Origin of the sequence: Actinocrinis puniceicyclus (assembly GCF_018283645.1) — a bacterium.
GTDB lineage: Bacteria > Actinomycetota > Actinomycetes > Streptomycetales > Catenulisporaceae > Actinocrinis > Actinocrinis puniceicyclus.
The window spans coordinates 21292-27716 of sequence record NZ_JAGSXH010000079.1; the positions used below are offsets into that span (position 1 = coordinate 21292).

The 6425-nt window shown below is 72.0% G+C and carries 7 protein-coding genes and 1 pseudogene; 6 read left to right on the forward strand and 2 right to left on the reverse strand.

Annotated features, from left to right (window positions below; translation table 11 throughout):
* Nucleotides 1–347: 347 nt before the first annotated feature.
* Both KGA66_RS20040 and KGA66_RS20045 read left to right on the forward strand, forming a co-directional pair.
* The gene (locus tag KGA66_RS20040; RefSeq protein ID WP_211469710.1) at nt 348–1712 is read left to right on the forward strand and encodes a DUF1800 domain-containing protein; all 1365 of its coding nucleotides are present in this window, start codon (nt 348–350) and stop codon (nt 1710–1712) included.
* A gap of 63 nt (nt 1713–1775) precedes the next feature.
* A complete protein-coding gene (locus KGA66_RS20045; RefSeq protein WP_211469711.1) occupies nt 1776–3059 on the forward strand; it encodes a DUF1501 domain-containing protein in 1284 nt (427 codons plus the stop codon).
* 53 nt (nt 3060–3112) lie between these two features.
* On the opposite strand, the gene KGA66_RS20050 is transcribed toward KGA66_RS20045, so the two are convergent.
* A complete protein-coding gene (locus KGA66_RS20050; protein ID WP_211469712.1) occupies nt 3113–3877 on the reverse strand; it encodes a group II truncated hemoglobin in 765 nt (254 codons plus the stop codon).
* A gap of 121 nt (nt 3878–3998) precedes the next feature.
* Here KGA66_RS20050 and KGA66_RS20055 point away from each other — a divergent pair, with 121 nt between their 5' ends.
* The 4 genes and pseudogenes from KGA66_RS20055 to KGA66_RS20070 all read left to right on the forward strand — a co-directional run bounded on the left by KGA66_RS20055 (nt 3999) and on the right by KGA66_RS20070 (nt 5851).
* Nucleotides 3999–4340 (forward strand): winged helix-turn-helix transcriptional regulator, encoded by a 342-nt coding sequence (locus tag KGA66_RS20055; protein ID WP_211469713.1) that lies wholly within the window; start codon nt 3999–4001, stop codon nt 4338–4340.
* A gap of 137 nt (nt 4341–4477) precedes the next feature.
* Complete coding sequence (locus KGA66_RS20060) at nt 4478–4936, forward strand: SRPBCC domain-containing protein (RefSeq protein ID WP_369015921.1); 459 nt, start codon at nt 4478–4480, stop codon at nt 4934–4936.
* A pseudogene (locus KGA66_RS20065) lies at nt 4933–5265 on the forward strand (ArsR/SmtB family transcription factor); the annotation flags it as partial. The gene KGA66_RS20060 and the pseudogene KGA66_RS20065, both read left to right, overlap by 4 nt.
* 142 nt (nt 5266–5407) lie before the next feature.
* Entirely contained in the window at nt 5408–5851 is a 444-nt protein-coding gene (locus KGA66_RS20070; RefSeq protein ID WP_211469716.1) for an SRPBCC family protein, read from the forward strand.
* A gap of 287 nt (nt 5852–6138) precedes the next feature.
* Here the strand turns inward: KGA66_RS20070 and KGA66_RS20075 are convergent.
* The coding region (locus KGA66_RS20075) for an HAD family hydrolase (RefSeq protein WP_211469717.1) at nt 6139–6425 on the reverse strand (287 nt) is incomplete at its 5' end.

Here is a 6425-nt window from a genome sequence, read left to right on the forward strand (position 1 = left end):
TGGGCCGCCGTGTTAGGCACGAGCGTATAGCCCGTGCGCCGTGCGTGGACCGGTCGCTCCCCTGGAACCCGCCGAGCGACCCGGTCGCGCCGATCCGACGCGGTCGTGGCGGACGGGCCTGCGCCGGGCCTGTACCGGGCCTGCGCCGGCCCGACACCGGGTCGGCAGAGCGTGGCGGGTGACTGCCACTGCCGGTTCGCCGCGGGACAGCCGCGAGCCGGGGACGCGGCAGCGGACCGGCCGATTCGCCCCGGCAACGGACCACACGTCCTGTGGACGTGCGAGCGAGCACAGCCGAATCCGGTTGCTTATCGTGCCCTTACCCGCGGTGGGCCAGACTCTGCCTTGTGACGACCAGTCAGCAGGACCGCGCGCTGATCGGGCACCTGTTGCGCCGCAGCGGGTTCGGGGCGAGCGGGGCGCAGATCGACGCCGCGTCGGCGCTCGGCTACCCGGCTCTCGTCGAGAGCCTGTTCGCGCCCGGCGCGGACCCGGGCGCCGAATCCACCGCGCCGCCGGCAAGCCTGGCGGACCCGGCGCTCGCCGAACCTCGGCTCGACGCGAAGGCCACGCCTCAGCAGCGGAAAGCCGCGAACGCCGCGCGCACACAGGCCGGGTACGACCTGGTGGCCTGGTGGCTCTCCCGGATGGTCGCCGCGCACCGCCCGTGGACGGAGAAGCGGACCTTCTTCTGGCACGGGCACTTCGCCACCTCGGTGCTGAAGGTGCGCAGCGCCGCGCTGATGTTGAAGCAGAACCAGACGCAGCGGGCGCTCGGCGGCGGGGATTTCCGTGCCCTGATGCGCGCGATGTTCACCGACCCGGCGATGATGCTCTGGCTCGACGCGGCCGGCAGCACGGCGAAGGCGCCGAACGAGAACCTGGCGCGCGAGTCGATGGAGCTGTTCAGCCTCGGGGTCGGCAACTACACGGAGAGCGATGTGCGGCAGGCGGCGCTCGCGCTGACCGGCTGGCGGCTGGACCGCGCCTCCGGCGAGGCCGTGTTCGCGCCGAAAGCGCACGCCGCCGGAGCGCAGAGCATCCTCGGACGCACCGCGGGCTTCGATGTGGACTCCTTCACCGACCTGCTGATGGCGCAGCCGGCCAACGCGCGGTTCATCGCCTCGCGGCTGTGGTTCCGGCTCGGGTCCGCCGACCCGATCCCGGCGGAAACACTCAGCCGACTGGTCGCCGCGTACGGGCCGGACCGCGATCTGACCGCGCTGGCGCGCGCCGTCTTCACCGATCCGGTCTTCACCGCACCCGCCGCGACGGCGCCCTCGTCCGCCTCCGCGCGCTACGCCCTGGTCAAGCAACCCGCCGAATACGTCGTCGGCGCGCTTCGAGCCCTGAAGATCAACCCCCCGGCGGACGGCGCGGCCAAGGAGTCGGCGCTGTTGCGCGCCGCGCTCGGCGGCCTCGGACAGGTGCCGTTCGCGCCGCCGAACGTCGGCGGCTGGCCGTCCGGGCGGCTGTGGCTGACCACCGCCGCGACGCAGGCGCGCGTCACGTTCGCCCACTGGGTCGCTTCGGTCGGCGACGTATCAGAGGTCGCAGACGCAGCGCCGAGCGCCCGCGCCGACGCGGTCGCGCACCTGCTCGGCATCGACGCGTTCAGCGCCCGGACCCGCTCGGCGCTCGCGGACCTCGCCGCCGGCCCGGCCGACCTGGTCGAGCTCGCCCTGCTCAGCCCCGAGTACGCGGTCAACTAGTCCCAACTGGTCCCAACTGGTCCCAACTGGTCCGCAACTAGTCCGGCCAAGGAGCATCGACCGATGGACACGCTCACCCGCCGCAGATTCCTGCTCGCCTCGGGCGTTACCGGCGCCACGGCGCTCGCCGGCGGCGCGGCCGCGCTCGCCTGGAGCGACCTGCACAAGGCCGCTGCGGCCGACCCGCTGCCGCCGGGCGAGGGCATCGTCGTGCTGCTCACCCTCTACGGCGGCAACGACGGACTGAACACCCTGGTCCCGGCCACCGACGGCGCCTATCAGAAGGCTCGCCCGGACCTGGCCTATCAGCCGCACGAAGTACTCGACGTGGGCGACGCGCTGGGCCTCAACCCCGCGATGACGGCGCTGCACGACCTGTGGCGGGGCGGCAAGGTCGCGATCGTGCGCGGCGTCGGCTACCCGCGGCCGAACCACAGCCATTTCGTCTCGATGGACATCTGGCAGACCGCCTCGCCGAGCGAGCCGGGCACCTCGGGCTGGCTCGGGCGGTGGCTCGACGCCCAACCGGACGACCGGATGCGTGCCCTGCGTGCGGTCTCGCTCGGAGGCGTGCTGCCGCCGCTACTGGCCGGGACGAAGACGGCCGGCTCGGCCCTGCCGCTCGGCCGTTTCGCGCTGCCGAGAGGCACGACAGGCTCGGCGCTCAAGGCGCTCGGCGCGTCGTCGGCGCAGGACTGCCCTAACGCGGCGTACGCGGCGCGAGACACCGCGGACCTGTTCACGGTCTCGGCGGCGTTCAGCCCGATCCTGGCCGACGCGAGCACGGCCGCGGGCGGTGACGGCAACGCGAGCCCGGGCGCCGCGAAGCCCGGCACGGGGCCGGGCGGCAAGAACGCGAAGCGCGCTGCCGGCAACGCGCTGGCGCGGCAACTGGACATCGTCGCAGCCTGTATCGAGTCCTCGGTGCCCACGCGCGTCTACGCGGTCAGCCTCGGCGGCTTCGACACCCACTCCGCGGAGAAGGGCACCCAAAGCGCGCTGCTCAAGCAGGTCTCCGACGCCATCGGCGCGTTCCAGCAGCGGATAGGCGCCGGAGCGCGGGGAAAGGACGTGGTCCTGGTCGCCTACTCGGAGTTCGGCCGCCGCGTCGCCGCCAACGCCAACGACGGCACCGACCACGGCACCGCGGGCCCGGTCTTCGTCGTCGGGGAGTCGGTACGCGGCGGCTTCGTCGGCGAACAGCCCTCGCTCACCGATCTGGACAACGGAGACCTGAAGTTCCACACCGACTTCCGGTCCGTATACGCGACCGTGCTGGACCGGGTGCTGGGCACCGACCCGGCTTCAGTGCTCGGCGGGCCGTTCCCCGCGCTCTCCTTCCTCTGACTCGGCTTCGACCAGGCACGACGCTCATATCAACCCTGATACGGTAGTCGTTATCAACCCTGATACGGGGGCGCCACGCCCCAGCCCCATTTCGGCACGGGGGCGCCGTGCGCCACGTCCGCGCCGGGCTGCGAGTTGTGCAGGGCCAGCCGCGAGCCCCACTCCAGGTAGCTCGCGAAGGCGGCGCGGAACTCCGGGTCCGCCGGCAGGCCCACCTCGTCCGCCGCGTCCATCATCAGGTTCACCCAGCGCCGGCGCTGCGGTTCGGTGATCCCCCTGCCGAGGTGGCGCTGCACCATCGGTTCGTATCCGCCGCGCTGCTCGGAGTAGACCGGCGGCCCGCCGAACACCTCGGCGATCCACAGCGCGACATAGCGGGCGTGCTGCGGGTCCATCGACGCGAACATCGGCCCCAGCAGGTCGTCGGCGCGCACCAGCCGGTAGAAGGCGTCGCAGAGTTCGATGAACGCTTCGGTGCCGCCGGCCCATGCGTACAGACTCGTCGGCGCCGCGCCGGCGTCCCCGCGCACGCCGGTCGCCTCGTAGTGGCGCATCTCCTCGATGTCCGCGACGAACGGGCGCACCGCCCGGAAGAAAGCCGCGAAGTGCGGGCCGCCGCGGAAGCCCTCCAGGTGCGCCTTCACGGAAGTCCAGCGGATGCGCAGGATGTAGCAGGAGGGCTCCTCCACGCAGCGGCTCAGCTCGAAGCCGACACACTCCGGCGCGGCCCGCAGGGATTCGCAGGCGGTTTCGTACGCCGCGACGAAGCCCTCTTCGCGCTCCCCCGGCAGGCGGTATCTGATGTACTCGATGACCATGAGTACACCCCAGCATCAGGACCGGCGCGGCTCAAGTACGCACTTTTCGGTAAGCACGCGGCAGGCGGGCACCGCGGGACCGGGAAGGAAGCCCGGGGAGAGCGGGGGAGGGCCGATCGGCGTGAGTAAGCGGTACGGCTGTCCGGTCGAACTGGCGGTGGACGTCATCGGCGGCAAGTGGCGGCCGGTGATCCTGGCCCACCTGAAGGAGGGCGCGCACCGCTACGGCGAGCTGCGCCGCCGCGTTCCCGACATGAGCGAGAAGATGCTGGCACAGCGGCTGCGCGAGCTTCAGGCGGACGGGCTCGTCGAGCGGGTCGACCGCCAGTCCCGGCCCGCGCACGTCGAGTACCACCTCACCGAGGAGGGCCGCAGCCTCGCTCCGGTGCTCCAGGCCCTCTACGACTGGGGCGTCGCACGCGCCGAGCGTTCCGCCACGCCGATCGGGCACCTCCCGCGGTAGCCCGGCCCGGCCCGGCCAGGCCCGCTCCGCCCGACCACCTCCGCATCACGCAACTAAAGGTTGCGTGTCCTGCCGTGCCGAGATAGCCTGGTGCAACCAAAGGTTGCGAAAGGTTGGCGGCCATGGAGACGGCGGACGTGGAATACGGTTCCATCGAGCGGGACATCCTGGTGGACGCCTCGCCCGAGGTGGTCTTCGAGGTGATCAGCCGCCCCGAGCACATGCAGCAGTGGTGGCCCGACGAAGCCCGGTTCGAGCCGGAGGCGGGCGCGCCGGGCGAGCTGGTGTGGCGGGACGCGAAGACCGGCGAGACGATGGCCGTCGACCTCGCTGTCGTCGAGGTCGACCCTCCGAAGCGGTTCGCCTTCCGGTGGTGCTTCGCCCGGCCGGGCCGCGCGGGCAACGCGCTGCTGGTCACCTTCGAGCTGGTCCCGACCGGCGCGGGAACGCGGATCCGGATGACGGAGACCGGGTTCCGCGAGATGGGATGGCAGATCGCCGTTCTCGAAGAGCAGTACCGGGACCACGAGAGCGGCTGGAACCACTACATCCCCGCCCTCGGCGCCTACGTCGCACGGGTGGTCGCGGCTCGATGAACACGATGGTCGACGACGAACTCTGGTCGGCGATAGGCGACCCCGTCCGGCGCGCCGTGATCGACCTTCTGCTGGCCGGAACCGCGGGCACGGCCACGTCGCTGAGCGAGCGGCTGCCCGTCACCCGCCAGGCGGTCTCCAAGCACCTGGCGGTGCTGGACCGGGCGGGCCTCGTGCACGGCGCGCCGGCCGGCCGAGAGCGCCACTACCGGGTCGACGAGGCGCAGCTCGCGCGGGCGGTCGCCCAGCTTTCCGCGGTCGGCGCGGCCTGGGACGCGAGGCTGCGCCGGATCAAGCGCCTCGCCGAGGCGATCGAACGCGAACGCGGCCGCGACAGGCATCGAGACGAGCGAGCCGGCACCGACAACCGCACTGGCACCGATAACCGCACTGGCACCGATAACCGCACCGGTATGGATACCGGCACCGGCACCGGCAACGGCACCGATCACCACGACCAAGGAGAATGAGATGGTTGACATCCTGCACCGCGTCGGCGCCGTCGCGCCGCTCGAGGAGGTCTACCGGGCGGTGGCGACCCCCGAGGGCATCGCCGGCTGGTGGACGACCGAGACGAGCGGCGCGAGCGAGGTCGGCGGGAAACTGGTCTTCCGCTTCGGCGAGGTCGGCGGCTTCGACATGGAGATCCGGGAACTGGATCCGCGCGGCCGGGTGCGGTGGCGGGTCACCGACGGGCCCGCCGAATGGATCGGCACCGAGGTCGACTGGCGCCTCGAGCAGCGCGGCGAATGGACGATCGTCCAGTTCAAGCACGAGGGCTGGCGCGAGCCGGTGGAGTTCATGAACCACTGCAGCACCAAGTGGGCGACGTTCCTGATCAGCCTCAAGGACTACGTGGAGACCGGGCACGGCAGGCCCGCGCCCGACGACGTGAAGATCAGCGACTGGCACTGACGCCGCACCGGCACGCCGACGGCCGCAGGAAACGCGCGGCGCGGCAAACGCGTGGCGGGGCGGCGGAACGGCGGGAGAAGAGAAAGGGCGGCTTCGCGCCACGGGGGAAGCGCGAAGCCGCCAGGACGCGGGCGAACTCACCGCGCCAGAGGACGCCCGCCACGGGGGGAGCGGGCAGTTCCTCAATGTTGAACATTCTAACGCGTGTCGAAGCTGGGCGAAAGTGCGCTGGTGAAGCTCCCTGAAGTGCGCCTCGCGCGCCGTACGTCACCGCAGCTCAGCGAGTCTCAGGCGGTAAGCCGCGCAGCCCTGTCCGGCGCGTCGCCGGCTGAGCCGAGCAGGCGCAGCACCGCATCCAGACCGCGCTCCCGCATCCGCGGCTCGGAGGGCAGGAGCAAGACGCGCAGGCCGCACGCCGCCGCGCCGCCGTCGCGCACCGGATTGTCGCCCACCATCAACGTGCGGCGAGGGTCCGCGCCCAGGTCCGCGCAGGCATCGAGGAACATCCGCGGATCCGGCTTCTCGCGGCCGATCCGGAACGAGAGCGCGTACGCGCCCACCGCCCCGCCGAGCC